Annotated in this window: 22 protein-coding genes; 11 read left to right on the top strand and 11 right to left on the bottom strand. The window is 65.3% G+C overall.

What is annotated here, in order from left to right; translation table 11 throughout:
* Window positions 1-144: 144 nt before the first annotated feature.
* The 8 genes from R2B70_RS13535 to nadK form a co-directional block, all read right to left on the bottom strand.
* Window positions 145-951, bottom strand: coding sequence for a siderophore-interacting protein (locus R2B70_RS13535; protein ID WP_219142464.1), 807 nt, complete (start codon window positions 949-951; stop codon window positions 145-147).
* A gap of 134 nt (window positions 952-1,085) precedes the next feature.
* Window positions 1,086-2,459, bottom strand: a complete 1,374-nt coding sequence (locus R2B70_RS13530; RefSeq protein WP_318161735.1) for an efflux transporter outer membrane subunit — start codon at window positions 2,457-2,459, stop codon at window positions 1,086-1,088.
* Window positions 2,456-4,486, bottom strand: a complete 2,031-nt coding sequence (locus R2B70_RS13525) for a MacB family efflux pump subunit (protein ID WP_318161734.1) — start codon at window positions 4,484-4,486, stop codon at window positions 2,456-2,458. Before R2B70_RS13525 ends, R2B70_RS13530 begins: the two co-directional genes overlap by 4 nt.
* Entirely contained in the window at window positions 4,483-5,649 is a 1,167-nt protein-coding gene (macA, locus tag R2B70_RS13520) for a macrolide transporter subunit MacA (protein WP_318161733.1), read from the bottom strand. The genes R2B70_RS13525 and macA overlap by 4 nt, the downstream gene beginning before the upstream one ends.
* 241 nt (window positions 5,650-5,890) lie before the next feature.
* Window positions 5,891-6,331, bottom strand: a complete 441-nt coding sequence (locus R2B70_RS13515) for a universal stress protein (RefSeq protein ID WP_042075129.1) — start codon at window positions 6,329-6,331, stop codon at window positions 5,891-5,893.
* 324 nt (window positions 6,332-6,655) lie between these two features.
* Window positions 6,656-7,549 carry a DHHA2 domain-containing protein gene (locus R2B70_RS13510; RefSeq protein WP_318161732.1) on the bottom strand — a complete coding sequence of 298 codons (894 nt, stop codon included), beginning with the start codon at window positions 7,547-7,549 and terminating at the stop codon, window positions 6,656-6,658.
* Window positions 7,550-7,847: 298 nt separating this feature from the next.
* A complete protein-coding gene (gene recN, locus R2B70_RS13505; RefSeq protein WP_318161731.1) occupies window positions 7,848-9,512 on the bottom strand; it encodes a DNA repair protein RecN in 1,665 nt (554 codons plus the stop codon).
* Between the two features lie 144 nt (window positions 9,513-9,656).
* A complete protein-coding gene (nadK, locus tag R2B70_RS13500; protein WP_042075132.1) occupies window positions 9,657-10,541 on the bottom strand; it encodes an NAD(+) kinase in 885 nt (294 codons plus the stop codon).
* Window positions 10,542-10,807: 266 nt separating this feature from the next.
* Between nadK and grpE the strand changes: the two genes are divergently transcribed.
* From grpE to R2B70_RS13460, 8 genes are all read left to right on the top strand, one after another.
* Window positions 10,808-11,383 carry a nucleotide exchange factor GrpE gene (grpE, locus tag R2B70_RS13495; protein ID WP_042075133.1) on the top strand — a complete coding sequence of 192 codons (576 nt, stop codon included), beginning with the start codon at window positions 10,808-10,810 and terminating at the stop codon, window positions 11,381-11,383.
* A gap of 296 nt (window positions 11,384-11,679) precedes the next feature.
* Window positions 11,680-13,605 carry a molecular chaperone DnaK gene (gene dnaK, locus R2B70_RS13490; RefSeq protein ID WP_209794558.1) on the top strand — a complete coding sequence of 642 codons (1,926 nt, stop codon included), beginning with the start codon at window positions 11,680-11,682 and terminating at the stop codon, window positions 13,603-13,605.
* A gap of 270 nt (window positions 13,606-13,875) precedes the next feature.
* Window positions 13,876-15,012, top strand: a complete 1,137-nt coding sequence (gene dnaJ, locus R2B70_RS13485) for a molecular chaperone DnaJ (RefSeq protein ID WP_209794559.1) — start codon at window positions 13,876-13,878, stop codon at window positions 15,010-15,012.
* 263 nt (window positions 15,013-15,275) lie between these two features.
* Window positions 15,276-16,766, top strand: a complete 1,491-nt coding sequence (locus R2B70_RS13480; RefSeq protein ID WP_216990669.1) for a carbohydrate porin — start codon at window positions 15,276-15,278, stop codon at window positions 16,764-16,766.
* Between the two features lie 154 nt (window positions 16,767-16,920).
* Window positions 16,921-17,835 carry an aminoimidazole riboside kinase gene (locus R2B70_RS13475; RefSeq protein ID WP_318163357.1) on the top strand — a complete coding sequence of 305 codons (915 nt, stop codon included), beginning with the start codon at window positions 16,921-16,923 and terminating at the stop codon, window positions 17,833-17,835.
* Window positions 17,836-17,916: 81 nt separating this feature from the next.
* Window positions 17,917-19,281, top strand: a complete 1,365-nt coding sequence (locus R2B70_RS13470; protein ID WP_209794562.1) for a sucrose-specific PTS transporter subunit IIBC — start codon at window positions 17,917-17,919, stop codon at window positions 19,279-19,281.
* Window positions 19,281-20,690, top strand: coding sequence for a sucrose-6-phosphate hydrolase (locus R2B70_RS13465; protein ID WP_318161730.1), 1,410 nt, complete (start codon window positions 19,281-19,283; stop codon window positions 20,688-20,690). Before R2B70_RS13470 ends, R2B70_RS13465 begins: the two co-directional genes overlap by 1 nt.
* Window positions 20,691-20,717: 27 nt before the next feature.
* Window positions 20,718-21,728 (top strand): LacI family DNA-binding transcriptional regulator, encoded by a 1,011-nt coding sequence (locus R2B70_RS13460; RefSeq protein ID WP_318161729.1) that lies wholly within the window; start codon window positions 20,718-20,720, stop codon window positions 21,726-21,728.
* An 88-nt stretch (window positions 21,729-21,816) separates the two neighbouring features.
* On the opposite strand, the gene R2B70_RS13455 is transcribed toward R2B70_RS13460, so the two are convergent.
* From R2B70_RS13455 to R2B70_RS13445, 3 genes are all read right to left on the bottom strand, one after another.
* Window positions 21,817-22,545 carry an MgtC/SapB family protein gene (locus R2B70_RS13455; RefSeq protein WP_042076098.1) on the bottom strand — a complete coding sequence of 243 codons (729 nt, stop codon included), beginning with the start codon at window positions 22,543-22,545 and terminating at the stop codon, window positions 21,817-21,819.
* A gap of 146 nt (window positions 22,546-22,691) precedes the next feature.
* The gene (locus tag R2B70_RS13450) at window positions 22,692-23,096 is read right to left on the bottom strand and encodes a hypothetical protein (RefSeq protein WP_042076096.1); all 405 of its coding nucleotides are present in this window, start codon (window positions 23,094-23,096) and stop codon (window positions 22,692-22,694) included.
* Window positions 23,097-23,452: 356 nt separating this feature from the next.
* Entirely contained in the window at window positions 23,453-23,638 is a 186-nt protein-coding gene (locus tag R2B70_RS13445; RefSeq protein ID WP_042076094.1) for a DUF2892 domain-containing protein, read from the bottom strand.
* A 91-nt stretch (window positions 23,639-23,729) separates the two neighbouring features.
* On the opposite strand from R2B70_RS13445, the gene R2B70_RS13440 reads away from it, so the two are divergent.
* From R2B70_RS13440 to R2B70_RS13430, 3 genes are read left to right on the top strand one after another with little or no spacing between them, the layout of a single operon-like run.
* The gene (locus R2B70_RS13440) at window positions 23,730-24,044 is read left to right on the top strand and encodes an ArsR/SmtB family transcription factor (protein ID WP_042076102.1); all 315 of its coding nucleotides are present in this window, start codon (window positions 23,730-23,732) and stop codon (window positions 24,042-24,044) included.
* A complete protein-coding gene (locus R2B70_RS13435) occupies window positions 24,044-24,457 on the top strand; it encodes a YeeE/YedE family protein (protein ID WP_318161728.1) in 414 nt (137 codons plus the stop codon). Before R2B70_RS13440 ends, R2B70_RS13435 begins: the two co-directional genes overlap by 1 nt.
* A 13-nt stretch (window positions 24,458-24,470) precedes the next feature.
* Window positions 24,471-24,917: a YeeE/YedE family protein gene (locus tag R2B70_RS13430; protein ID WP_318161727.1), complete on the top strand. Its 447-nt coding sequence runs from the start codon at window positions 24,471-24,473 to the stop codon at window positions 24,915-24,917.
* Window positions 24,918-24,919 lie beyond the last annotated feature (2 nt).

Here is a 24,919-nt window from a genome sequence, read left to right as displayed (position 1 = left end):
ATCTTGGTGTTTGTCTCAAATGCAAGCGCAATGAAACGGCCAGGCGAAGATGGGGGGAGTGGGACTATGGCGGGGGAACCGCAGCAAAAACCGGCCTCCTCCCCGAGGGAGGAAGCCTGCCAGTCACAAGATAAACAAGGAAGATCAGCTGTCCATCACGGCGTGCCTGTCCTGGTGATAGGCATCTTCATCCTTGCCGCTGCGCCAGTAGGGGACTGCATAGACCCGCTGGCGATCCACATCCAGGGTTCGCCTGACGTGGCGCCGAAGCGGCACGACCAGGCTCTCTTCCCCGCCGAACCAGAAATAGCTCCCCTCGGCGACCATGGGCTGGGCGGTGAAATGCGCCACCAGGGTCGCGGCTTGCTCCGGGTTGCCCACGAACCAGCGCAGGTCGACGCCGGCTGGCAGCGACAGATCCTGCACATCGTCCTGGTGGGGGACCAGCAGGGCGATATGACCGCGGGCATGGGCCGGCATCACCTCCACCATGGCGCTGATGGCGGGCAGGGCGGTGAGATCCCCCGCCATGTAATAGTGCTCGGCCGTCTGCAGCATGGGGTCGGGACCGCCTGGGCCCGAAATGGCGAGCCTGTCCCCCGGTTTGGCGTGCAGGGCGAAGCGGCTGGCGGGGCCGGCCTCACCGTGCAGGGCGAAGTCGATGTCGAGCTCCAGCGCCTCCCGACGAAACGCGCGTATGGTGAAGGTGCGGATCACGGGTTTCTGGTTCGGGTCTTCCCAGCGGGGCCCCTTCTCGGTGGGGGTGGGCAGCACTATCTCGCTCTGGCCGGGTAGGGGCAGCATGATCTTGACATGAGCACCGCCACAGCTGAAGGGGTAGTCCACAAGCTCGGGGCCGGTCAGGCAGACTCGGCGCAGGTGCGGGCTCACATCCTGAACATGCTTGACGGTGAGCAGGCGGGGGCGATTGACCGGGGCGGGTTGAGACATGGGCATACTCCTGGCTGATAATGGCGCCCATTTTTCATTAAATGAAAATTATTATCAATTGCTTTGTGGGCAGAGGAGTAGCCGCAGTCGACCTCAGCCGGATACCAACCGCGGTGCCACTCTTCCTGCACGGGTCAGGTTCGATCGCTTCCCCCCAGCGCCCGGTAGATGCCGGCCATGTTGTTGAGCTGGGTCTGCTGCTGGGCAAGCAGGGCGAGCTCGGCATCCCACAGGCGATTCTGCTCATCCAGCCAGGGTTGCACTCCGGTGGCGCCAGCGAGAAAACGGGCGCCCGCCAGCCGCTCGGCCTCTTTGGCATAGGCCCGCTGTTGTTCCAGATAACGCAGCCGCTGCTCCCCTTGCTGGCGGGCGGCCAGGCCATCTTCCACCTCCAGCAGGGCGGTGTAGAGCTGCTTGCGAAACTCGGTCTCGACAATCTGGTAATCGATGTCGGCGCTGGCGATGGAGAGCCGGGTCTTGTTGTACTCGAGGAAGGGGAGCGCCAGGGTCGCGCCCAGGGTCCCCACCGGGTTTTGCAGCACCTGGGTCAGGGTGTCCGAGGTGGTGCTGGCGCCGCCGGTGAGGCTCAGTGTGGGGTAGAAGCCGGTGCGGATCTCGTCCCCCCTCGCGAGGGTCTTGCGCAGCCTGAGCTCGGCGGCCCGCACGTCCGGGCGCCGTGCCAGCACATCGGCCGGAATGCCGGCCGCCAGGGTAGGAATGGGGCCCATGACCAGGGCGTCGGGAGCATCAGCCAGCGGGCCGCTGCTGCGGCCCAGCAGCAGGCGCAGGGCGTTGCCGGCCTGTGCCCGCTGCTGGGTGAGGGTGGCGAGCTCCGCCTGCTTGCCCGCCTTCTGCTGGCTGGCCTGCACCAGATCGAGGCGGGTGACGGCCCCGGCCTCGTACTTGGCCCTGGTCAGGCGCTCAATGCGCTCCAGGTTGGCCAGTTGCTGGGTGCCCAGGGCGATGGCCGAGCCGAGGTAGGCCAGCTGCCAGTACTGCTCCAGGGTCCTGCCGATGAGCAGCAAGCGGGTGGCGGCCAGATCCTGCTCGCTGGCCTCTGCCTCCCACTGCGCCTGATCCCTTGCCGCGGCCAGTCTGCCCCAGAGATCCACCTCGTAGCTCAGGTTGAGGGAGGGGCCCAGGTTGCTGCTGGCACCGCCATCCTTCATGTTCTTGGTGCCGCTGGCCCCGAGATTGGCGCTGACCGCGGGGGTGAGGTTGGTGTCAGCCAGGTCGGCGCCGAGCAGGGCGTTCTTGAGCTTGAGCCCCGCCACCCGCATGTCCGGGTTGGCGGCGAGCACCGCCCCGACCAGGCGATCGAGGGCGGGATCCTGAAATCCCTGCCACCAGGGGCCGGCCTGCTGGCCGCCGAGATCCCGGGCCTCCTGCTGCCACGCTGGCGCCACGTCGAGAACGGGTCTGTGATAGGGGCTCTGCTGGCTGCAGGCGCCGAGGCTGGCGGTGAGCATCAGGCTCAGCCCGAGCCTTGATAGGTTGTGCATCATCATTCCCTCGCCAGTGCCTCCACCGGATCTAGCCTGGCCGCATTGCGGGCGGGCAGGTAACCAAACAGGATCCCGATGAGGGAGGAGCAGCCGAAGGCCATCAGGATGGAGAAGAGCGAGAAGTGCATCTGGAAGCTCTCCACGAGCAGTGAGAAGAGGGCGCCGATGAGCAGGGCCAGGCCGATGCCGAGCAGGCCTCCCAGCAGGCTGACCATGACCGCCTCGATGAGGAACTGTTGCAGTATGTCGGACTGACGGGCGCCGACCGCGATGCGGATCCCTATCTCCCGGGTGCGCTCCACCACCGAGACCAGCATGATGTTCATCACCCCGACGCCGCCGACGATGAGGGAGATGACCGCGATGGCGGAGACCAGCAGCGTCAGGGTGGCGGTGGTCTTCTCCACCGACTTGACGATGCTGTCGCTGCTGAAGGTGAAGAAATCCTTCACTCCGTGGCGCTGGGTCAACAGCTCCACGGCGGCCTGCTCGGCCAGCGCGGGCTGGACCCCGTCCTTGACCCGGATGGTGATCTGGCTGAAGTGGTTCTGGGAGAGGAGGCGGCTCATCACGGCGCTGTAAGGCAGCCAGACGTTGACCGATTGGCTGCTGGGGCCAAAGCCGGTCTCCTGGGCCACCACGCCGACGATGCGCACCGGCAGGGTGCCGACCAGCACCACCTGACCGACCGGGTCCACCTTGCCGAGCAGGCTCTCTATGGTCTTGCCATCCACCACGGCCACCGCCGTCCGGCTGCGGATGTCCCGCTCGTCGAGCAGGCGCCCCTGGGTGAGCGTCATCCCCTTGACCCGGAAGAAGTCGTTGCCGACCCCGATCACGCTGCCGCTGCTGGTCTTGTTGCGATAGCGCAGCTGGCCCGAGGTCGCAATCTGGGGGCTGGCCCCTTCCAGGTAGGGCTGGCCGAGCAGGGCGTCGAGATCCCGCTCGTTCAGGGTCTGGATGCTGGCGGCTTTCTCGTCCCCCCAGTCCTTGCCGGGAAAGATGTCGATGGTATTGGTGCCCATGGCGTTGATGTCGTCGATCACCTTGGCGCGCGCCCCCTGACCCAGCGCCACCACGCTGACCACGGCGGCGATGCCGATGATGATGCCGAGCATGGTGAGGAAGGTGCGCATGCGGTGGGCCAGCATGGCGTGCAGGGCCATGCGGCCCGCCTCCCGGTAGCGCTCCCAGCCCTGGCTCGCGGCGAGGGCGGCCGACTTGGCGCCCTGCGCATCGGGCCGGGTGGGGGAGACGGCCTGCTTGCCGCCGTCACCTTGTCCCTCATGGGGACGTGCCGGCGCCTCGGACGGGGTCTGCCGGGGTGAACTTTCGCCGGTTGCCCGCTGGCCGCTCTCTTCCACCACCCGGCCGTCGCGCAGGGTGATGATGCGGTCCGCATGGTTCGCCACCGCCATGTCGTGGGTCACCAGTATTATGGTGTGGCCCCGGGCGTGCAGCTCCTTGAGGATGGCCATCACCTCCTTGCCGCTCTGGCTGTCGAGGGCGCCGGTGGGTTCGTCCGCCAGGATCACCTCGCCGCCGTTGGCCAGGGCGCGGGCGATGCTGACGCGCTGCTGCTGGCCGCCGGAGAGCTGGCCGGGTCTGTGGTGGCTGCGATCCTGCAGCCCCAGGCGGGTGAGCAGGGTGCGGGCCCGGATCCGGCGCTCGGCGCGGGCGGTGCCCGCATAGATGGCGGGGATCTCCACGTTGGCGGCCGCATCCAGGTGCGGCAGCAGGTGATAGCGCTGGAAGATGAAGCCGAAGTGGTGGCAGCGCAGCTGCGCCAGGGCCAGGGCATCCAGGGTGGCGGTGTCCTGGCCACGGAACAGGTACTGGCCGCCGCTCGGGCGATCGAGGCAACCCAGCAGGTTCATCAGGGTGGACTTGCCGGAGCCGGAGGCGCCGACGATGGCCACCATTTCCCCCGCATCTATGGCCAGATCCAGCGGGTGCAGCACGGTCACCTCGTGCTCCCCGCTCTGGTAGCGGCGCTCTATGCCCTTGAGCCGGATCAGGGGCTCGCTCACGGCGCCATCTCCTCTTCTTCGTCGTGCTGGACCGGCTTGCCCTGATCCAGGATGACCTTCTCCTGCTCGGTCAGGCCGCTCACCACCTCTATCTTGATGTCGTCCTTCATGCCGGTCTGGATGCGGCGGGTCTCTCTCTGATCCCCCTCCCTGAGCAGGGTCACCTCGAATTCGTTGTCACCTAGCTTCTTGCCGAGGGCGGTCTGGGGAATGGTCAGCACCTGTTTGCGCTCGCCGAGCACTATGGTGACCTGGGTCGTCATGGCGACCCTCAGCTGGTGGCCGGGGTTGGGCACGTCGAACAGGGCGTAGTAGTAGATGGCGGCATTGCTGGTGGTCGTGGCGCTGGCCGTCTGCTCGTTGATGTTGGTGGGGGCCAGCTCGACCGTGCGCAGGGTGCCGTGGTAGCGGGTATCCGGATCCCCGATCAGGGTGAAATAGACCGGCATGCCCGCCTTGACCCGGGTGACGTCCGCCTCCGAGATCTGGGCCTTGACCGTCATGGTATCCAGGTTGGCGAGCTTGAGCAGGGTCGGCACCGTCTGGCTGGCGGCCAGGGTCTGCCCCTGGCGGGTGACGATGGAGACGACGGTGCCATCCATGGGGGCCTGAATGCGGTTATAGCCGAGCTCCGTCTTGGCCCGCTCCACCTTGATGAGGGCGTTGTCGATGTCTGCCTGGGCGCTCTGCAGCTCGGCCCGGGTGACGGCGAGCTGGGCCTCGGCGCTTTCCAGGTCTGCCCGGGAGCTCGCCTCCTGCCGGAACATCTGCTGCTGACGGCGCCAGGCGAGCTCGTTTTGCTTGAGCTGCGCCTGCTTGATCTTGAGCTGGGCGCGGCGGCTGACCAGCTCCGCCTCGGCGGTCTTGAGGTTGTTCTGGGCGATCAGGGGATCGATCTCGGCCAGCAGCTCCCCCTGCTTGACCTGTTGTCCCGCCTCCACCGCGAGATAGGTGACCTGACCCGAGACCTGGGCCCCCACGTCCACCTGCTCGATGGCCTGCAGGACGCCGCTGGCGAGCACCGTCTGCTCCACGTCCTGGCGAGTGACGGTGGCGGTCAGCACGGGCTCCGGGGCCTTGCCGGGCCAGGCCAGCCAGGCGATCAGGGCAAGCAGCAGGAGGGCGAGCAGGGCGAACTTGCCCGGGGTGGGGAGACTCTTCATGTATCACCTGAAAAAGGGGGAGAAGGCGCGCAAGGGCCATATCGTGCAGCAAATGGCACTCAAAAAAAAGCGAGTGATGTGTAAGAAATCGTGCCGTCACCGCCGTGATGGAGGGGGAGGCGGGTGAGGATTTTGATTGGTTGGGAGTTTACTGGCGCCCGTTTGGCGGTATCGGGAGAGGGTGCGCGGCCCGGGCCTGTACAGGGGAAAGAGACCCGCTCGCCGAGCGGGTCCTTGGGCATCAGCCGACGGCCTGAAGCAACTCGGCGTGGGGTTCGTGACAGATCTGGATATCCACGGGCAGCTTGTAGATGAGCAGTCGGGCCAGTGAGCCCTCCATCCAGTGATGCCGGCTGCCGACCAGCAGCAGATCGGTCGGATGAGCGGCCAGCCAGCGCTTGAGATCCGGCACCACGTCGTCGACCACCAGACACTGGTAATCCACGGGGTGAGACGGCAGGGTGATGAGCTCGCTGATGATCGCCTTGGCATCCAGGGTGCCCTGGACGCTGCGCTCCTCCTCGGACAGTGACAGACTCTTGCGGCGCACCTTGCTGCTGTGGGTCAGGTGCAACAGCGTCAGGTTGCTTCCCAATCCCTGTGCCAGACGGCTCGCCTTGGCCAGCGTCTCCTGCTCGTAATCCTTGCCTTCCAGCAACAGCACAATATTGGTCGAGCTCATAAGCAGTTCTCCTCGGCATGGCGCGGGGCACCCGGTCAGGGAGCTTGTCCCGTCCCGGGGCATGCCCGCGGGTGTCACATCACAGTGGCCGACCCGCACGCCTCGCGTCGCACTCTGACGCCATGCCCGCAGCCTCGGCTCTGTTTACATCATCATAACAGGTGCAGTTGAATGGAATATGAAGGTGTGCCGCAGATCGGTGTTGAGATGGAAGAATTTCATGGGGAAAGAGGAGAAAGGCAGCATGGTCACGGGTCTCCTTCTGCAGGAATGGCTCGTTATGCTGCCACTATGGTAGGCCGGATGGGGACCCTGTGATGGAGGTCAGAGGGACGGGTTCGTAAGATGCTGCTCCAGCCAGGGGAGTCCCTCCTTCTTGCGGCTGAGGGCGCCCGCCAGCGGGACGGGGTCGGTGGGCAATATGCCCTTGCTGGCACAATGGAGCAGGCTGTCCCCCCTGGCCAGATCCGTCAGCATCAGGACATAGGCATCCAGAGAGTCCTGTTCCAGCCTGGTGTGCATGGCCTGGTACAGCTCCGTCATCCGGGCCTGCAACTGGGCCGGATCCATCACGCAGATCTGGCTCACCATCAGGGTGTGCCCCGCGATCTGGTAGCGCTTCTCATCGGCGACGAGCAGCTCGCTCATCGGGGCGTCACCGAGTTGGGTGCGGCGTTCCAGCAGGGTCTGGGCGAAGGGGGCCAGCGCCAGATCGGCGATGGGCAGCAGTCGCTCGACCGCCGCCCTGTCCTGGGACGTGGTGGTGGGGGAGGTGAAGTTGAAGGTGTCGCTCACTATGGCCCCCAGCAGCAGCCTGGCCTGGGCGCGGGAGAGCGCGTCATGGCCCATCAGGTCCAGTAGCACGGTGGCGCTGCAGCCGACTGCTCTTATCCAGGCATCGAGGGGGCCCCGGGTGATCAGGGTGCCGAGACGGTGGTGATCGATAAGCCCCTGCACATCGGCGTCGGCCAATCCTTCCGGCCCCTGCTCCAGCTCGCTGAAATCCACCAGGAAGACCGGCTTGCCGGCCACGCTGCCTTGCAGCACGGGGGGCGCCTCCACCCCGGCGGTCTCCAGGATGAAGCGGGTTTCGGCAATGGGCTCACCGAGGGCGAAGGCCTGGGCCGCCCGGCCCTGACGATTAAGCCAGTCGGCGGCGACCAGGGCGGTACAGATGCTGTCGCTGTCGGGATTCTGGTGACCAAAGACGTGGAGCATGGATTGATTCCTGAAGTGGGGTGAGAGGGACTGGCAGTGGGTGGCTGCCTTGATTTGGCAGTATGATGCCGTCCTGCGCCGGAATGAAGCGGGCAGTGCGGGTTTGACCACGGATCGAGCCAGTGGTTCGACCGCCCTGGGGCCTAGCAATAGCCAAAGACCAAGGTAAAAACAGGGAAGGCTGAACAAGGCGGGGATGGGGGAGCGGGGCTTACCGCCCTGAGCGGCAATGGTGGCGAAGGCCGGGCCAGCCAACAAGGGCCGACATGGACGGGAGGTCGCCCCTCCCGTCCTGACGTCAGCTTGCGAGCAGCTCGCGGGCGTTGGCCAGGGTGTTGTCGGTGATCTGATCCCCCCCCAGCAGGCGGGCCAGCTCGTTGAGACGGGCGTCTGGGGTGAGCGCCTGCATCTGGGTTTCCGTGGTCTTGCCGTCGGTGTGCTTGCTCACCACCATGTGCTGGTGGCCCTTGCCCGCCACCTGGGGCAGGTGGGTGACCACCATGACCTGGGTGGACTCGCCGAGCTGGCGCAAGAGGCGCCCCACCACGGCGGCGGTCGGGCCGCTGATCCCCACGTCCACCTCGTCGAAGATCAGGGTCGGTGTCGAAATTTTGCGGGCGCTGATGACCACGATGGCGAGGCTGATCCGCGACAGCTCGCCACCGGAGGCGACCTTGCCGAGCGGCTGGATCGGCTGGCCCGGATTGGTGGTGACCATGAATTCCACCCGATCGATGCCGAGCGGTGACAGGCTGCTCTGGGCATCGGGGCGCACCTCGATGGCGAAGCGGCCGTCGGGCATCGCCAGCTCGTGCATGCTGGCGGTGACCTTGGTGCCCAGCTCCTGCGCATAGCGCTGGCGGCTCTGGCTCAGCGCCTCGGCGGCCTGCACGAAGGCCTCGCGGGCCGCGGCCAGTTCGTCTTCCATCCCCTCGAGACGCTCCTCGTCCGAGTTGAGACGGGTGAGCTCCAGGGCCAGATCCTGGTGGTGGTGGGCCAGCTCGACCGGTTTGACATGGTGCTTGCGGGCGAGGGAGATGGCCTTTGAGAGGCGCGCCTCCAGCTCGTTGAAGCGCTCGGGGTCGAGCTCCAGGTTGTCGAGGTAGCTGCGCAGCTCGCTGTGGCTCTCCTGCACCCCGATCAGCGCCTCGTTCAACATGCCGAGCACGTTGCCAAGCCGGCTGTCCATGCCCACCAGGGTCTCGGCCCTGTCCACGGCGTTCTGCAGCAGGCCGGCGATGGTGGTCTCCTCGTTCTCATAGAGCAGATCCAGGCAGGCGCCACACTCCTGCATCAGCTCGGTGCCGTTGGCGAGCCGCTGGTGCTCCTCTTCTATCTCTTCGAATTCCCCGGGTTGCAGGGCGAACTCGTCGAGCTCCTGCACCTGGTATTCGATGAGTTGGCGGCGGGCCTCCCGCTGCTGCTGCTCGGCCTTGAGCCGGTTGAGCTCGTTCTGCAGCTGGCGCCACTGCTGGTAGTGCCGGCGCACGTCGTCGAGCAGCAGGTGGTGGCCGGCGTAACCGTCCAGCAGGGCGAGCTGGTAGTCGGGCTTGAGCAGCAGCTGGTGGGCATGCTGGCCGTGGACGTTGACCAGCAGCTGGCCCAGGTTCTTGAGCTGCGCCAGGGGAACGGGCACGCCGTTGATGTAGCTGCGCGAGCGCCCCTCGGCGGAGAGCACCCGCCGCACGATGCACTCCCCTTCGTTCTCCAGCTCGTTGGTGGCGAGCCAGGCGCGGGCGGCGGGGTTGCCCTCCAGCAGGAAACGGGCGCTGACCTCGGTCTTGTCGCTGCCGGGGCGCACCATGCCGGCCTCGGCCCGTTCCCCCAGGCACAGGCCCAGGGCGTCGATGGCGATGGATTTGCCCGCCCCCGTCTCGCCGGTGATGCAGGTCATGCCCGGTTGCAGATCGAGTTCGAGAAACTTGACGATGGCGAAGTTGTTGACGGTCAGCTGGGTCAGCATGGTCTCATCCTGTATGGGTCAACATTACTGTGTATGCATCCAGTATATACTGGTTTTCCATACAGTAAAGATGTCGCCGCAGGACGGAATGCAAAACGGCCCGCGTCAGGGCCGTGTTGTGAGTGAGATGGCGCGCAGGGGGCGTCAGAACAGCTTGCTGCCCCAGCCGAGCTTGTTGCGCAGCACGTGGAAGTAGCTGTAATCCAGCGGATGGACCAGGTGCAGCTTGTGGCTGCTCTTCCTGATGAGGATCTCGTCCCCCGGATGTACCGCCAGGGTCACCTGGCCGTCACAGCTCACCTGCATGGCGTCGTCCTGGTTGTCGGGGGAGACCAGCAGTCGCACCTCGCTGTCCGCGTCCAGCACTATGGGACGGCTGCTCAGGGTGTGCGGGAACATGGGCACCAGCGTGATGGCGTTGAGCTTGGGGGTGAGGATGGCGCCGCCCGCCGACAGGGAGTAGGCGGTGGAGCCGGTGGGAGTGGCGACTATGATGCCGTCCGAGCGCTGGCTGTACATGAAGCTGCCGTCGATGTAGACCTCGAATTCGATCATGTGGGCGATCTTGCCCGGGTGCAGCACCGCCTCGTTCACCGCGAGGTTGCTGGACTTGCGCTCCCCGTGGCGATAGACAGAGGCCTCCAGCAGGAAGCGATGCTCGCTCTTGAAGTGACCTGAGAGCACCTGCTCCAGGGGCAGCAGGTAATCCTGGGGCGAGAGATCGGTGAGGAAGCCGAGGTTGCCCCGGTTCACCCCGATCACCGCCACGTCGAAGCGCGACAGCACCCGGGCGGCCCCCAGCATGTTGCCGTCGCCGCCGACCACGATGGCGAGGTCCGCCTGCTCGCCGAGCTGCACCAGATCCATCACGTTGTCACCCAGCAACCCCAGGGTCTGGGCGACCCGGCTCTCCAGCAGGACGCGAAAACCGCGGCTGGTCAGATATTGATAGAGGCCGCGGAGGGTCTGGTTGGCCCCCTCGTGGTGGGGTTTGCCGATGAGAGCAACGGTTTTGAACGGAGAATCCATAGGTTACCGGGTCTGGGAGAGTCTTGGTGGGGAGTATACCGCGCTTTGCCGGGGATTTGTCTGCCGCCATGCGAGTTGGCGCATTCGGCCCCGAAAAGGGGCAACCTGGCCCGCGAACGGGAGGCATTGTGCCCGATATGCCCTTTTCCCCTTGAAAGCCGGGGCGGCGTCCCCATAATAGCGCCAGCACAAGGGTCCGTTGGTGAGTGTCGCTTGCCTGAACGCCAGCTGCCCCTCATAAGTAACCCCTGAATATTGGAGATGTCATGAGCCACGAAGAACAAAAGGTTGAAGCGATGGAGCAATTGGAAGCCCAGCCAGTCGAGCCGACCGATGTAGACAGTGAAGTGACAGCCGAGCAGGCCCGCATTGCCGAGCTGGAGGCCCAACTGGAAGCGGCCCAGCAGGCCTCCCTGGAAGAGCGCGAGCGCGCCATTCGCGCCGTCGCCGAGATGGAGAACCTGCGTCGCCGTGCCGCTCAGGACGTGGAGAAAGCCCACAAGTTTGCACTGGAGAAGTTCGCTGCCGAGCTGCTGCCGGTGCTGGACAACCTGGAGCGCGCCATCGAGCTGGCCGACAAGGAGAACGACACCCTCAAGCCCATGATCGAGGGGGTGGAGCTGACCCTGAAATCCATGCAGAGCGGCGTGGCCAAGTTTGGTCTGGTGGCCCTGGATCCCACCAACCAGCCGTTCGACCCCAATGCCCACCAGGCCATGAGCATGGTGCCGAGTGCCGACGTGGCGCCGAACACCGTCATCGCCGTGATGCAGAAGGGCTACGAGCTCAACGGCCGCGTCATCCGCCCGGCCATGGTGATGGTGTCCAAGTCCGCTGACTGATCACCCTGTTCTCACCAAGCCCGCCGCTTGGCGGGCTTTTTGTTGACCATGGCGCCACCCGGGTATTTGTGGCGTCATCTGGCAGGCATTCTTGGCTCCATGGGCCGGAGTGCAGGGTTTTTTCAGGGCCGGACTTGAAGCGCCGACTTGAGACCCCATATAGGTTGCAAGGCCACGGCGGCACAAAAAATTTGATGCCGGGAGCTTGAAAGCCACAGTGGCAGGCCCCACCTAGCCGTTAACGTATCAAGGCGAGCCCCTCGCCAGTTTATTCAAAGTATTTGGAGATTCGTCAAATGGGTAAAATCATCGGTATTGACCTGGGTACTACCAACTCCTGCGTCGCTATTCTGGATGGCGACCATGCTCGCGTGATCGAGAACGCGGAAGGCGACCGTACTACTCCGTCCATCATTGCCTATGCCGATGACGGCGAAATCCTGGTTGGTCAGCCGGCCAAGCGTCAAGCCATCACCAACCCGAAGAACACCCTGTTCGCCATCAAGCGTCTGATCGGCCGTCGTTTCGAGGATGACGAAGTACAGCGCGATCTGGAGATCATGCCGTACACCATCGCCAAGGCCGACAACGGTGACGCCTGGGTCGAGGTGAAGGGCAAGAAGATGGCACCGCCGCAGATCTCTGCCGAAGTGCTGAAGAAGATGAAGAAGACCGCCGAGGACTACCTGGGCGAGCCGGTGACCGAAGCCGTCATCACTGTACCGGCCTACTTCAACGACGCCCAGCGTCAGGCCACCAAGGACGCCGGTCGCATCGCCGGTCTGGACGTCAAGCGCATCATCAACGAACCGACTGCCGCGGCCTTCGCCTACGGCGTGAACAAGGTCAAGGGCGAGCGCAAGGTTGCCGTGTATGACCTGGGCGGCGGTACCTTCGACATCTCCATCATCGAGATCGACGAAGTGGAAGGCGAGACCACCTTCGAGGTGCTGGCCACCAACGGTAACACCCACCTGGGTGGTGAAGACTTCGACAACCGCGTCATCAACTACCTGGTGGAAGAGTTCAAGCGCGAGCAGGGCATCGACCTGCGCAAGGATCAGCTGGCCCTGCAGCGCCTGAAAGACGCCGCCGAGAAGGCGAAGATCGAGCTCTCTTCCGCCCAGCAGACCGACGTGAACCTGCCGTACATCACCGCAGATGCCACAGGTCCGAAGCACATGAACATCAAGGTGACCCGCGCCAAGCTGGAATCCCTGGTGGAAGACATGGTCAAGAACTCCCTGGAGCCGGTCCGTGTCGCCCTGAAAGACTCCGGTCTGGCGGTCGGCGAGATCGACGACGTCATCCTGGTGGGCGGTCAGACCCGTATGCCCATGGTGCAGAAGGCCGTTGCCGACTTCTTCGGCAAGGAGCCGCGCAAGGACGTGAACCCGGACGAAGCCGTGGCCATGGGGGCCGCCATCCAGGGTGCCGTGCTGTCCGGTGACAAGACCGACGTACTGCTGCTGGACGTGACCCCGCTCTCCTTGGGGATCGAGACCATGGGCAGCGTGATGACCGCGCTCATCGAGAAGAACACCACCATCCCGACCAAGAAGTCCCAGGTGTTCTCCACCGCCGAAGACAACCAGTCTGCCGTGACCATTCACGTGCTGCAGGGTGAGCGCAAGCGCGCCAGCGACAACAAGTCCCTGGGCCAGTTCAACCTGGAAGGCATCCGCCCGGCACCGCGCGGTCTGCCGCAGATCGAAGTGACCTTCGACATCGACGCCAACGGCATCCTGCACGTCTCCGCGAAAGACAAGGAGACCAACAAGGAGCAGAAGATCACCATCCAGGCCTCTTCAGGTCTGTCCGATGAGGAGATCGAACGCATGGTGCGCGAAGCCGAAGCCAACGCGGCCGAGGACAAGAAGTTCGAAGAGCTGGTGCAGGCCCGCAACCAGGCTGACGGTCTGGTCCACTCCGTGCGCAAGCAGATCGCCGAAGCCGGTGAAGCCCTGCCTGCGGACGACAAGAGCAAGATCGAGACCGCGCTGAGCGAGCTGGAAGCCGCCATCAAGGGCGACGACAAGGCCGCCATCGAAGCCAAGCAGCAGGCGCTGCTGGAAGCGTCCCAGAAGCTGATGGAGATTGCCCAGCAGCAGGCTCAGGCACAGGGCGCCGCCGGTGCCGATGCCCAGTCCTCCTCTTCCGCCAAGGCTGACGACGACGTGGTCGACGCCGAGTTCGAAGAAGTGAAAGACGACAAGAAATAAGCCCGACCCGGATGGGCGAAGCAGGCTTCGCCCATCGGCTCAGAATCTGTTCACGGTCTGTCGCGAGAGGCCGTCAGTAAGGTAAAGAGCAGCGCAAGAACCGGAGTGTATGTGAATACATGAGCACTCTTGGTTACAAAACAAGCGAGCTGCACATGAGCCTTGATCACGGCTTCGTAGTAAGAGTGTGAGCAGATTCGTCAATGAATTTACGGGCGTTGGGTGACCAACGCCCGTCTGCGTAACTGCTGATATAGCAACAGGATGAGTATGTCGAAGCGCGATTTCTACGAAGTGCTCGGGGTGTCGAAAGGTGCCGACGAGCGCGAGATCAAGAAGGCGTACAAGCGTCTGGCCATGAAGTATCACCCGGATCGCAACCAGGGTGATGCCGCGGCCGAAGAGAAGTTCAAAGAGGTCAAGGAGGCCTACGAGGTCCTGACCGACGAGAACCTGCGTGCCCGCTACGACCAGTACGGTCATGCCGGGGTGGATCCGAGCCAGGGCGGCGGCCACGGCGGCTTCGGCGGTGGTGCCGACTTCGGCGACATCTTCGGCGACGTGTTTGGCGACATCTTCGGTGGTCGCGGGGGCGGTCGTCGCGGCCCGGCCCGTGGCTCCGACCTTCGCTACAACATGGAGCTGACCCTGGAAGAGGCGGTGCGCGGGGTCTCCAAGGAGATCAAGATCCCGACCCAGGTTCACTGCGAAGTCTGCAACGGCTCAGGTGCCCACACCGGCAGCAGTGCCCAGACCTGCCCCACCTGCCACGGCTCCGGCCAGGTGCAGATGCGCCAGGGCTTCTTCGCGGTGCAGCAACCCTGCCCGCACTGCCACGGTCGCGGCAAGATCATCAAGGATCCGTGCCGCAAGTGCCACGGCGAGGGGCGCTACCAGAAGACCAAGACCCTGTCGGTCAAGATCCCGGCCGGGGTCGACACCGGGGATCGCATACGTCTCTCCGGCGAAGGGGAAGCGGGGGAGGCCGGTGCACCGGCCGGGGATCTCTACGTACAGGTCCACGTGCGCGAGCACGAGATCTTCGTGCGTGACGGCAACGATCTCTACTGCGAGGTGCCCATCAGCTTCACCACGGCGGCCCTGGGCGGCGAGATCGAAGTGCCGACCCTGGATGGCCGGGTGAAGCTCAAGGTGACCGCCGAGACCCAGACCGGCAAGCTGTTCCGCCTGCGGGGCAAGGGCGTCAAGTCCGTGCGCTCCGGCCAGGTGGGGGATCTGATGTGCAAGGTGGTGATCGAGACCCCGGTCAAGCTGACCGAGACCCAGAAAGATCTGCTGCGCCAGCTGGACGACTCCTTCAGCGGCGCCGCCGCCAAGACCCACAAGCCGAAATCCGAAGGCTTCTTCGAAGGGGTGAAACGCTTCTTCGACGACCTGACCAAGTAAGCGCGATCCGCGTGATCCAAGCCGGCCTTCAGTGCCGGCTTTCTTTTTGCCCGTGATCCGGTCCGGATCCGCCCTATTGAGTGGATCCCGATGAGGGATCTTCCTCACAACTTCCGCTCGTTCTTCCTGCGCAAATGCTATCCCGCTCACACTCTGGCTGAAACGGTTTAGCTTGTGTATTGAGTCAGCTAAAGCGGTTTAGCTATGCTCAGCCCGTCGATAACAACAGTGCCCGACCGGGCGACAGATGACAGGTGAGGACGATGACGATGTTCAAGAGCAAGTTGGCGCTGGCGGTGGCGCTGGGATTGGGGATGAGCGGCCCGTTGTGGGCGGCGGACGGTGGTATCGAGGCCCGTCTGGCGGCGCTGGAGGCGCGGGTGCAGGCGGCCGAGGCGCGCGCCACCGCGGCGGAAGCGCGGGCCGATGAGGCCCAGAGCAAGGCGAGCGAAGCCCACGAGACCGCCGCCGTGGCCAAGGCCCAGAGCGAGAAGGTGGACAAGCAGACCGCCGGCGCCCAGGGCTTCGAGTTCCACGGCTATGCTCGCTCGGGCCTGCTGGTCAACGGCAATGGCAACGGTGGCCGCGGCGGCCCCTACATCACCCCGGCCGGCTCGGTGGGCGGGGCCGTGGGTCGGCTTGGCAACGAGGATGACACCTACATGGAGGCCAACCTGCTCAAGACCCAGACCTTCGACGACGGCAGCTGGGCCCGCTACAAGCTGATGCTGGCGGACGGGGTGGAGACCAGCAACGACTGGACCGCCAGCGATTCCAGCCTCAATACCCGCCAGGTGTTTGCCGAGATCGGCGATCTGGCGAGCTTCAGCGGCCCCTTCCAGCACTCGGTGCTCTGGGCGGGCAAGCGCTTCGATCGGGACAACTTCGACATCCACTGGCTCGACTCGGACGTGGTCTTCCTCGCCGGGACCGGCGGCGGCGTCTACGACGTGCAGCTGGCCGACAGCTGGAAGGCGAACTTCTCCCTCTACGGGCGCGACTACGGCGACATCAGCGCGAGCGGCCTCTCCGACATCGAGAGCTACATCCTCACCATGAACAACCGCGTCGGCAACTGGCAGTGGATGTTGAACGGCCTCTCCGCCAAGGACAACGAGGCGCGCATCAACGACGGCGGCGTCGGCAGCGAGGCGGCGAACAAGGGGGCCCATACCTTGGTGGCCTATCACGCGGACAGCTTCTTTGGCATCAATCCCGGCTTCTCCAAGGCGGCCGTGCTCTATGGCCACGGCCTGGGGGCCGAGCTCAAGGGGCTGGGTTCCGACAGCGAGCTGCTGCCGGACGCCGATGCGGTGCGGGTCGCCCTCTTTGGCGCCACCGATCTTGCACCCCGCTGGCGTGTCGCCCCGGCCCTGCTGGCGGAGCAGAGCCAGGATCGCTACGTGAAGGGGGACGAGTACAGCTGGGTGACCCTCAATGGCCGGCTGGCCCAGGTGCTGAGCCAGAACGTGGAGCTGGTCTACGAGGCGACCTGGCAGTACATGGATCTCGATCCCAAGGGCTACAAGGGCCGCCAGGCGGTGAGCGGCGACTTCACCAAGCTCACCTTCGCCCCCACCTTCAAGGCGCAGACTGCCGGCTTCTTCGAGCGGCCTGAGCTTCGCGTGTTCGCCACCTGGATGGACTGGTCCTCCGAGCTCGACCACTACGCCAGCTCCGATGCCATGGGCCAGAGCGACTTCACCGCCGGCGGCGAGTGGAACTTCGGCGTGCAGATGGAAACCTGGTTCTAGTTCGTTATCCCGATCACAAAAATGGCAGCCGGTGCCGGGATCTGTTGGTTAGCTAAAACGGTTTAGCTGATAATGCGGACCAAGAGATCAGGGCCCGGCTCTGGCAAATCCTGTGCAGCAGTGGAGTAGCAAGGTGACGAATCGTGTGTGGGTAATGGGGGATGCGGTGGTGGACTTGATCCCGGAAGGGAAGGAGCACTACCTCAAGTGTCCGGGGGGCGCACCGGCCAACGTGGCGGTCGGGGTGGCGCGGCTAGGCGGGGAGTCGGCCTTCATCGGCTGGGTCGGCGCCGATCCCTTCGGCCGCTTTATGGCTGACACCTTGGCAAGCGAAGGGGTCGACATCCGCCACCTGACCCTGGATCCGGCCCATCGTACCAGCACGGTGCTGGTGGAACTGGATGACGAGGGGGAGCGCAGCTTCACCTTCATGGTGCGCCCGAGCGCCGATCAGTTCCTGAGCCCCGCCGATCTGCCGGTCTTCCAGGCCGGACAGTGGCTGCTGACCTGCTCCATTGCGCTCGCCAACGAGCCGGTGCGCAGCAGCTGCCTGCAAGCCATGGCGACCATCAAGGCGGTCGGGGGACGGGTCTGCTTCGACCCCAATCTGAGGCCCGAGGTGTGGGGCAACCCCGCCGAGATGCTGCCCGTGGTGCGCGAGGCCATGGCCCTCGCGGACGTGGTCAAGCTCTCGGTGGAGGAGCTGCAACTGCTGAGCGGTCTGGACGATCTGGCCGCCGGGCTCGCCACCATAGCGGGGCCGGCCCTGGTGCTGGTGACCCGGGGGGCGGCTGGCGTGGTGGCCCGCCTCGGCGGCGAGCGGCTAGAGTGGGTGGGGCCCAAAGTGACCCCGCTCGACACCACGGGGGCGGGGGATGCCTTCGTCGCGGGGCTGCTGGCGGCGCTGGCCGGGCGTTCAGCGCTGCCCAGTCTGGCCGAGCTGCCCGCCATCCTGGCCCAGGCCCACGGTTGCGGGGCGCTCGCCACCACCGCCAAGGGAGCCATGACGGCACTGCCCACCCGCACCCGGCTGGATGAATTTTTGCGATCGGGCGCAAGCGGCCGTTGATCTGCGGCTAGAAGCCCGGACCGACAGCCCCTACTCTCATGTGATAAGGGCCCGCCGACGGCGGGTCATAAGAGGAAGATTATGAATATCAGTGCGATAGCCAAGGATCTGGTGCCCCTGCTCGGGGGCAGTGAGAACATTGTCAGCGCCGCCCACTGCGCCACCCGGCTGCGGCTGGTGCTGGCGGACGACAGCAAGGTGAACAAGGCCGCCATCGACAAGCTGGACGGGGTCAAGGGGTGCTTCAGCAACGCGGGCCAGATCCAGGTGATCTTCGGTACCGGCCTGGTCAACAAGGTCTATGCGGAGTTCGTGGCGCTGACCGGCACAGGTACCGCCAGCAAGGCGGAGCTGACCGACATGGCGACGGCCAAGCTCAACGTGGCCCAGCGTCTGGCGCGGACCCTGTCCAACATCTTCGTGCCCATCATTCCGGCCATAGTCGCGTCCGGCCTGCTGATGGGGCTGCTCGGCATGGTGCGCACCTACGGCTGGGTCAATGCAGACAGCGCCCTGTTCGTCATGCTGGACATGTTCAGCTCGGCGGCCTTCATCATACTGCCGATCCTCATCGGCTTTACGGCGGCGCGGGAGTTTGGCGGCAACCCCTATCTCGGGGCGACCCTCGGGGGCATTCTGACCCACCCGGCCCTGACCAACGCCTGGGGCGTGGCGGGGGGCTTCAAGACCATGGACTTCTTCGGGCTGGACGTGGCCATGATCGGCTACCAGGGCACCGTCTTCCCGGTGCTGCTGGCGGTCTGGTTCATGTCCCACCTGGAGAAACAGCTGCGCAGGCGCATCCCGGACGCCCTGGATCTCATCCTCACCCCCTTCCTCACCGTCATCCTCACCGGCTTCGTGGCGCTGCTCTTCATCGGCCCCGCCGGTCGCGTGCTGGGGGACGGCATCTCGTTCGGCCTGAGCGCCCTCTATGAGCAGGCGGGCTGGCTGGCGGGCCTGGTATTCGGCGGGACGTATTCGCTGATCGTCATCACCGGCATCCACCACAGCTTCCACGCCATCGAGGCGGGCCTGCTCACCAACCCGGCCATCGGCGTCAACTTCCTGCTGCCCATCTGGGCCATGGCCAACGTGGCCCAGGGCGGGGCTTGTCTGGCGGTCTATTTCAAGACCCGGGACGTGAAGATCAAGGCCATTACCGTGCCGGCGGCCATGTCCTGCCTGCTCGGCATCACCGAGGCGGCCATCTTCGGGGTCAACCTGCGCTACATCAAGCCCTTCCTGGCCGGTCTGTTCGGCGGTGCCTGCGGCGGTGCCTACGTGGTGGCGGCCAAGGTGGGCATGACGGCGGTGGGCCTGACCGGCATCCCGGGCATGGCCATCGTCCAGCCCATGAGCCTCATTCACTACGTCGTCGGGCTGGTGATCGCCTTTGGCGCCGCCTTCGTCGCCTCCTACCTGCTCAAGTACAAGGTGGAGTGATGAAGGAAAGCCATCTCCTCAACCAGGTTGTCCGGTCCCTGCTGGCCGGACAGCTCAAGGCGGCGGCCGATCCCCATCGGCCCCGCTGGCACCTGGCAGCCCCGGTGGGGCTGCTCAACGATCCCAACGGCGTCATCGAGCACGACGGGCGCTACCACCTCTTCTACCAGTGGAACCCGCTCGGCTGCGAGCACCGCAACAAGGGCTGGGGCCACGTCACCTCGACCGATCTGCTGCACTGGCGGCACGAGCCGGTGGCGCTCCTGCCCACCGAGGAGTATGAGAGCCACGGCTGCTATTCGGGCTCGGCGGTGAGCGACGAGCAGGGGCGTCTGACCCTTATCTACACCGGCAACGTCAAATACCCGGACGGCGGTCGCACCGCCTACCAGTGCCTGGCCCGTGCCGACGGTGAGGGTGGCTTCGAGAAGCTGGGGCCGGTACTGGCGTTGCCCGAGGGCTACAGCGGCCATGTGCGCGACCCCAAGGTGTGGCACGACGGCCGGCAGTGGCTGATGGTGCTGGGGGCCCGTACCCTGGACAATCGGGGCGAGGTGCTGCTCTATCGCGGTGATACCCTGGATGCCTGGACGCTGGTGGGCCCCATCGCCGGCAGCGGGCGCGGGGGGCTGGGGGAGTTTGGCTATATGTGGGAGTGCCCGGACCTGTTTGCGCTTGGTGAGCGCCATGTGCTGATCAGCTGCCCCCAGGGCATAGCCCCCCGGGGGGAGGATTATCGCAACCTCTACCAGTGCGGCTGGCTGGCAGGCCGTTTTGACGGAACGCACTTCGAGCACGGGGCCTTCCACGAGCTGGACCGAGGCTTCGAGTTCTACGCGCCCCAGACCACCCAGGACAGCCAGGGGCGGCGCCTGCTGTTCGGCTGGCTGGGCTTGCCGGAGGAGAACGAGATGAGCCAGCCCACCATCCCCTATGGCTGGATCCATCAGATGAGCTGCCCGCGTGAGCTGTTCTGGCAGGACGACTGGCTCTGCCAGCGGCCGGTGGCGGAGATTTCGGCCCTCAAGGGGGCGCTGACCCGCTTCGAGGGGGGCGAGCTGTCAGCCCTGGCCATCGACAGCGCCTGGCTGGACCTGGCCCCGAGCGGTGAGGGTCGCCTCGGATTCGGGACCGTGGCCGAGCTGGTGTGGCAGCCGGGGCGCATCGTGCTGCGTCGCCAGAACTGGCAGAGCGGGGAGTGGGAGGAGCGATCCTGCCCCTGGCTTGGGGGGAGTATCACCGTCTTGTGCGATCGCTCCAGCCTGGAGTGCTTCGTCGACGGCGGTCGCCAGACCCTGTCTACCCGCTACTTCCCCGGTGAAAACCCAGTACTTTCCGCACGTTGTGACGGTGATGACAGCAAAATTTGCCTCGATCACTGGCCGCTGGCGGCCTGCCTTGTACAATAGCCCGGTGTCAGTTTGCCGGGAGGTCAGGTGGAGAAGAAGAAACGGATCACGATTGCCCAGATAGCCACGCTCGCGGGGGTCTCCAAGGCCACCGCCAGCCTGGTGCTCAACGGCAAGAGTGCGGAATACCGCATCGCCGACGATACCCGCAAGCGAATACAGGCGGTGGCGGACGAGTGCCACTACCAGCCGAGCATCCATGCCCGCTCCCTGCGGGCGGTGCGCAGCTACACCTGGGGACTGGTGATCCCCGACCTCACCAACTTCGGCTTCGCCAGCATCGCCCGGGCCCTGGAGGCCCGCTGCCGGGAGGCGGGGATCCAGCTGCTCATCGCCTGCTCCGAGGACGATCCCACCCTGGAGCAGCGGGTGGTGGACAACCTCATCAGCCGCCAGGTGGACGGTCTCATCGTCGCCTCCAGCGTTCACAGCGACGACACCTATGCCCGAATTCACGACCGCCTGCCGGTGGTGCAGCTCGACCGCCACATCGGCGAGTCGCGCCTGCCCATGGTGATCTCGGACGCCTGCAAGGCCACCGCCGAGCTGGTGCAGGACATGACCCAGGATTGCGGGGAGGAGATCTACTACTTCGGCGGCCTGCTGGATCTCTCTCCCAGCCGTCACCGGCTGGCGGGTTATGAGCTCGGCCTGCACCGGGCCGGTCTCGTGGCCGAGGCAAATCGGGTGCGCCACCGGGACTATCAGCCGAGCTCAGGCTATCAGCTGATGGCCGAGCTGGTGGCCGAACTGGGGACGCCCCCCAGGGGCCTCTTCACCGCCTCCTTCACCCTGCTGGAGGGGGTGCTGCGCTACCTCAACGAGGCGGGCCTGATGGAGACGGGCATGCGCCTGTGCACCTTCGACGATCACGACCTGCTCGACTGCATCCCCATGCGCATCGACTCCGTGGCCCAGGACTGTCCGGCCCTGGCCCTCGCCGCCTTCGAGCTGATGCAGACGCTGATCGCGGGCTCCCCCCCCACGAAAACCGCCCAGGTGATCAACCCGCGCATCCGCTGGCGCAGCCGCCGCTAGTCATCCAGGGGTACTGCGCCCAGCAAAAAGCCCCGCCGATCCAGCGGGGCTTTTTGCTGGGCGCCATGGCCCGAGCGGGCCGGGAGTCTCAATCCGTGGTGCTGGCGCGCCAGAAGATCTGCTTGATGCGGGGATGCTCCCCCAGCCGCTTCATCAGGGCGTCGAGCTCGTCACCGTCGATGGAGGTGGCGAGCAGCACCGCCGAGATCTCCAGATCCTGTTCCCCAAACGGCTCGATGTCGAGCTCGCTCAGGGGGTAGTTGGCCTGCTCCAGCATCTGCTCCAGCCAGGGCAGCACCTCCTTCTGGTGGGTGCGGCGGATGAGGGCCGTGACGCGGTAGGTCACCTCGGTGTCGGTATTGTCCACCGGGTGGCGGTTGATCTGGTTGACCAGGGGGCGCAGCAGGGTGTTGGCCGCCAGCACGAAGAGGGCGCCGAGCACGGCCTCCAGGGCGAACCCGGCGCCGCTGGCGGCCCCCACCGCCGCCACGCCCCACAGGGTGGCGGCGGTGTTGATGCCGCGGATGTTGCCCGATTCGCGCATGATGACGCCGGCCCCGAGAAAGCCGATGCCGGAGACGATGTAGGCCACCACGTGGACCACGCCGTAGCTGCCGCCGTGCAGGTCGTAGATGCGCTGGGCCAGGTTGACGAACAGGGCCGCCCCCACGGCCACCAGCACGTTGGTGCGAAGGCCGGCGGTGCGCTGGCGGTACTGACGCTCCAGGCCGACCAGGCTGCCCAGCACGAAGGCGAGCAGCAGGCTGGCGAGGGTGTCGAGCAGGGCGATGAAATCGAGTTGTTGCCACATTCTCATGGGTGACTCCTTCTGACGGGGCCGACCCGGTGTCCCGGGGCGAGATGTCCATGGGGACATCGAAGGAACGCGGTCGGCGCGGGGTGAATGAAAACGCGCCCTCCCGCGTCTGGCCGGGAAGGTGCGGGAGGGGAGTGCCGGGCCCGTTAGGGCCGTCGGCCCGGGCCTTGTGCCGGCAAGGGCGCGCGGGGGGCGGGCGCCGGGTCCGGGTGCAGCTCCCAGCGCACCGGGTGATCGGCCCCGACCAGGTGGACGAACTGCACCAGGTAGCGGCGCTGGGGCGGCGTGCAGCAGAGGCTCAGCACCAGCACGCGACCTTCGCCGCGACCGGGTGTCATGGCCTGCCTGGGGTGCAGGCCGGCCGGCTGCAGGGTGCGGCTCACCCCGACCAGCACCCGCTCCATGTCGGCCCTGTCCTCGCAGCGGATATGCAGCCGATAGTGATGCCGGCGCCTCTGGCGGCACCACAGGCGCGGCCAGAGGCCAAGACCCAGCCTGCGCAGCAGGGAGCGGGTGTCACCGGCCAGCCGGTTATGTGAAGTCAAGCGCATAGTAGCCTCCTTTCGGGAAGCAGAAACTATGCAGGCAAGGTGTCGGCCTTGGGCCGGTCACCTGACGTCAAGTGTAAAAAGAAGGGGGGAAGATCCGCTTCTCGCTGGGGTGGCGAGTCGCGGCAGGGAGTGACCTGCGGCTAGCTCGCGACCGGGGTGCCGACGAACGGGGTCGGCGTGCATCTGTCACTTGATGAGTTGCCCACTGATGGTCTCCGCTATGGGTAAAGAGGCGACATGGTAGCCGATGCGGCGGCCGGGGTAAACCCTGGGACTCTGACAGCAACATATTGAAACAAAATGGGGTTTTACCACGAGGGAGCCATAGCTCCCTCGTTTTCATCGTCCGGTCTGGGCTATTTCATGCCCATGCGCCTCAGGATCATGGCGGCGGGGCAGAAGCCGGTGAACGCACTCTGTATCAGGTTGACCCCGACAAAGACGCTCAGCCAGACGAAGCCCGGGTGGACCCAGGCAGTGAGCAGCAGCGACAGCAGCAAGATGCAGCCTGCGACCACTCTGACTCCGTTATCGACTGTCATGTGTCTCTCCTTTTTTTGTTTGTTTAGTAGTTGCTAATTTAGTGTTTATTTATACAATAGACTAAATATCAGCAATTGCTAATTTATGCTTATGAGCCCATTCGACGAGATGTACAGACACGCGACGGCGGCCGCCTCCCTGCTCAAGGCGTTGGCTCATCCCGAACGCCTGATGGTGCTCTGCCAGCTGGTGGAGGGGGAGAAGGGGGTCGGGGAGCTGTTGGCCCACAGCCAGCTCGGGCAGTCGGCCTTCTCCCAGCAATTGTCGGTATTGAAGCGCCATGGCCTTATCCGTTCGCGCAAGGTCTCCCAGCAGATCTACTACTCGCTGGTGAGCGAGGCCGCCGCCGATGTGCTGGCGGCGCTGCAAACCCATTTTTGTCACTCTGAAAATAAGGAATCTTGATGATGGAAAGCCAATGGCTGCTCTCTTTGGGCGGCGGCATGCTGGTGGGGCTGTCGGCCCTGATCCTGATGTTGTTCAACGGCCGGGTGGCCGGGATCAGCGGCATTCTGGCCGGTGCCTTGCAACACCGGGCGCCGTGGCGGGTGCTGTTTCTGTTGGGGCTCGGGGCGGGCACCTGGCTGGCGCTGACCCTGGGTTGGGCCAGCATGCCCGCATTTACCACCCTGCCCGGTTGGCCGCTGGTGCTGCTGGCCGGTCTGCTGGTGGGCGTCGGCACCCGGCTTGGCAACGGCTGCACCAGCGGTCACGGCATCTGCGGCATGGGGCGGCTCTCCCTGCGCTCCATCGTCGCTACCCTGACCTTTATGGCGGCCGGCTTTATCACCGTCTTCGTCACTCATCATCTGCTGTAAGGGGTTGATCGTCATGGCATTGCTGACAAGTTTGCTCGCGGGTCTGCTGTTTGGCCTGGGGATGGCCCTCTCCGGCATGGTGGATCCCGCACGGGTCACCGGTTTTCTCGATCTGGCAGGGGCCTGGGATCCCAGCCTCGCCTTCGTCATGGGGGGCGCCCTGCTGGTCTTCATGCCGGGATACTTCCTGCTGGTGAAGCCCCGTCGCCAGAGTCTGCTGGGGGAGCCCATCGCCGCCGTACCGCCCCCGGTGCTGGATCGCCGCCTGATCGGCGGGGCCGTGCTGTTTGGCATCGGCTGGGGGCTGGTGGGCATCTGCCCGGGGCCAGCCTTGAGTCTCATTTCTAGCGGGCAGCCCATGATAATGTTGTTTATAGCAGCTATGGTGGCCGGGATCTTGCTGGTCGACCGGGTGCTGGTTCCCGCACGGAGCAAGGCTCGCCAGCCCCATACCGCCTGATC

This window comes from Aeromonas sp. XH (assembly GCF_033348475.1).
Lineage (GTDB): Bacteria > Pseudomonadota > Gammaproteobacteria > Enterobacterales > Aeromonadaceae > Aeromonas > Aeromonas sanarellii.
Note: the sequence above shows the minus strand (reverse complement) of the source record. Positions and strands in the feature narration are given on the sequence as shown.